Origin of the sequence: Streptomyces phytophilus (assembly GCF_013870535.1) — a bacterium.
In the GTDB taxonomy this organism is placed as follows: domain Bacteria; phylum Actinomycetota; class Actinomycetes; order Streptomycetales; family Streptomycetaceae; genus Streptomyces; species Streptomyces phytophilus.
In genome coordinates this window covers 1-2,973 of the sequence record NZ_JACBXC010000756.1, presented here as the reverse complement: position 1 = coordinate 2,973, position 2,973 = coordinate 1, and the positions used below count along the sequence as shown (strand labels likewise).

General features: G+C 70.3%; 3 protein-coding genes. 2 read left to right on the top strand and 1 reads right to left on the bottom strand.

The window, feature by feature from the left end; genetic code table 11:
• Both H5J30_RS24735 and xynA read left to right on the top strand, forming a co-directional pair.
• Positions 1 to 1,032, top strand: a 1,032-nt coding sequence (locus H5J30_RS24735; RefSeq protein ID WP_181789569.1) for an ABC transporter substrate-binding protein, incomplete at its 5' end; no start/stop codon positions are given.
• A 265-nt stretch (positions 1,033 to 1,297) separates the two neighbouring features.
• Positions 1,298 to 1,984 carry an endo-1,4-beta-xylanase XynA gene (gene xynA, locus H5J30_RS24730; protein ID WP_181789568.1) on the top strand — a complete coding sequence of 229 codons (687 nt, stop codon included), beginning with the start codon at positions 1,298 to 1,300 and terminating at the stop codon, positions 1,982 to 1,984.
• 95 nt (positions 1,985 to 2,079) lie between these two features.
• On the opposite strand, the gene H5J30_RS24725 is transcribed toward xynA, so the two are convergent.
• On the bottom strand, positions 2,080 to 2,973 hold an 894-nt coding region (locus H5J30_RS24725; protein ID WP_181789567.1), incomplete at its 5' end, for a glycoside hydrolase family 5 protein.

Here is a 2,973-nt window from a genome sequence, read left to right as displayed (position 1 = left end):
GTCGCCCAGGAGCGCGGTGCCCGGCTCGCCGTGGCGCGGCACAACGCCCGCGACGACGTGCGCTTCCGGCTCTCCCTCGTCCCGTACGACGACGGCGGGGAGCCCGGCCGGGCCCGGGACGTGGCGCGCCGGGTGCTGCGCGAGCGCGCCGTCCGCGCGGTGCTCGGCCCGACGACGGTCGAGACGCTGCGCGCCGCGGTGCCGCTGTACGGGGAGGAGTCGATGGCGGCCGTGGACGTGTCGGTCGACACCGAGGCCGCCGGGGTGGAGACCAGCGACGTCCCCTCGCTCGTCTCCACCAGGCTGGCGGGTGCGCTCCACCAGCATCCGATCCTCGACTATCTGACCCGGGTGCACGGTGTGGTGCGCACCGCCGTGCTGGAGGACCGGGCCGGGAGCGCCGCGGTCCGGGGAATCGTGAACTCCCTGCGCGAAGCGCCGCCCAGCGAGGGCGAGATCAGCTTTCACCCGGTGGCGGCCTCGAACGGCTTCGACGCGGCCGTCGCCGAAGCGGTCGCGACGCGCCCCGAGGCGGTCGTCTACGCCGGCACCTCCCCGGAGCGCGCGGCAGCGTGCGCACGCGCGGTCGCGAAAGCGGGCTTCGCGGGCCCGCGGGCGTCGTACGAGCCGGTCATGCGCCCGGCGTTCCTGCGCGCGGCGGGCGCGGCGGCCGAGGGCTGGGTGTTCGGCGCGCCGTACACGGCGGCGGAGCAGGAGAAGTCCAAGGCGGCCCGCGCCTTCACGGCCGCGTACCGCGAACGCTTCGACGGGACGCCGCCGCGGTGGGCCGTCGAGGCGTACGACGCCGTGAACCTGATCGCAGCCGCCCTCGACGCGCTGGGCGGCGGCGCCGACATCGTGCGCGGTCAGGTCGCCGAGCGGATGATCGGGCTGGAGTACACGGGCGTCGCGAAACCGCTCCGCTCCACCAGTGGTCTGGTGTACCTCCTCGACCCGGTCAAGGCCGCCTTTCTCTACGAGGCCCGGGACGGGGCGTTCCGCCTCCTCGGCCGCCACGACCTGGTCAAGTGATCATCCGAAACTTTCGAACCAGTACTCCGTGAGCGGGATCTTCACAACGCGTCGCCCATAGCTCTGCGTTACACCTCCCTCGCTCACAACACCCTGAACTGCACGGATACTTGCCAGCCCCGACGACACCTCGCAGCAATGTTTCGGAATCAACGTCGAAACTGTTGACACTCCCTCCCGGCGGTCCAACACTGACGCACGACCCGTTCGGCGCCACCCTGGCCCGGCGGCAGGCACGCCGTGCCTGCCGCCACGAGGAGGAAGAATGAAAACGAACGGCACCCCCCACGGCGTGAGCCGCAGACAGTTCGTCGGCCGCGCCGGCGCGGTCGCCCTCGGCGCGTCCGCGGCGACGCTCCTGCCCGCGGGAGTCGCGCACGCGCAGACCATCACGACCAACCAGACCGGGAACCACAACGGGTACTACTACTCGTTCTGGACCGACGCGCAGGGCACGGTCTCGATGACGCTCGGCAACGGCGGCAACTACAGCACCTCGTGGCGCAACACCGGCAACTTCGTCTGCGGCAAGGGCTGGAGCAACGGCAGCCGCCGCAACGTCGGCTACTCCGGCAGCTTCAGCCCCTCCGGCAACGGCTACCTGTGCCTCTACGGCTGGACCTCGAACCCGCTCGTCGAGTACTACATCGTCGACAGCTACGGCACCTACCGGCCCACCGGCGAGAACCGGGGCTCGGTCAGCAGCGACGGCGTGACGTACGACATCTACCGGACGATGCGCTACAACGCCCCGTCCGTCGAGGGCACCAAGACCTTCCCGCAGTTCTGGAGCGTCAACAGGTCGAAGCGGGCGGGCGGCACGATCAACACCGGGGCGCACTTCGACGCCTGGTCGCGGGCCGGGATGCAACTCGGCAACTTCAGCTACTACATGATCATGGCGACCGAGGGCTACCAGAGCAGCGGCAGCTCCAACATCAACGTCGGCTGACGGCTCGGCCGGCCCGCAGGTGGGGAAAGGCCGCGGGACCGGCCCGCACCGGGCCGGTCCCGCGGTCGTCGCGCGCTCGCCGCGCGCTCACTCCGTCACTCCTTGATGCGCTCCCGGATCCAGACGCCGGCCTCCTTCAGGACACCGGTGCCCGTCCACTCGCTCCCGCCGCAGGTGCCCTCCTTGAACACCGCGCCCGAGCGGAAGTCGTCGGAGAAGTTCCAGTTGGTCCAGGAGATGCCCTTCTCCTTCATGAGGTCGAGGTACCGCTGCGACATCGCGAAGTCGTTCGCGCCCTCGCCCGCGTAGTTCTGGGTGCCGAACTCGGTGACGAACACCGGGAGTTCGTCGGCGGCGCGGGAGAGCGTCTGCAGGTACTCGTCCCCGTGCGAGGCGGCGTAGAAGTGGAAGGTGTACATGATGTTGGCGGCGTCGACCGGGTTGTCGATCACCTCGCGCTCGTCCGCGCCGTCCGAGACGCCGAAGGAGGACCAGGCGCGGGTGCCGACGAGGACGACTCCGTCGGGGTCGTGCTGCCGGACGACGGGGATGATCTCCTCGGCGTACGACTTGACCGCGCCCCAGCCGACGCCGTTGGGCTCGTTGGCTATCTCGTAGAAGACGTTGGGCTGGTCCGCGTACCGGGTCGCCATGTCGGTGAAGAAGCGCTTGGCGAGGTCGGTGTTGGCGTTGGGGTCGCCCGGGCTGAGCATGTGCCAGTCGATGACGGCGTACATGCCGCGCTCGACGGCCTGGTCGACGACGCGCTGGGCGAGGGCGGTGAACCGCTCGGGGTCGGTCTCGTAGCCGTCTTCCTGGACGTACGTGGACACGCGCAGCACGTCCGCGTCCCAGTCCTGCGCCAGCGCGTCGAGGGAGCCGTCGGTGAGGCACTGCTCGTACCACTGGGTGCCGTGCGAGCTCATGCCGTTCAACTGGACCGCCTGGCCCTGCTCGTTGCAGAGCTTCGTGTCGCAGACCGCCAGCCG

Coding starts and splice junctions, on each gene's coding strand:
- xynA (WP_181789568.1), top strand. CDS start 1,298: ATGAAAACGAACGGCACCCCCCACGGCGTGAGCCGCAGACAGTTCGTC.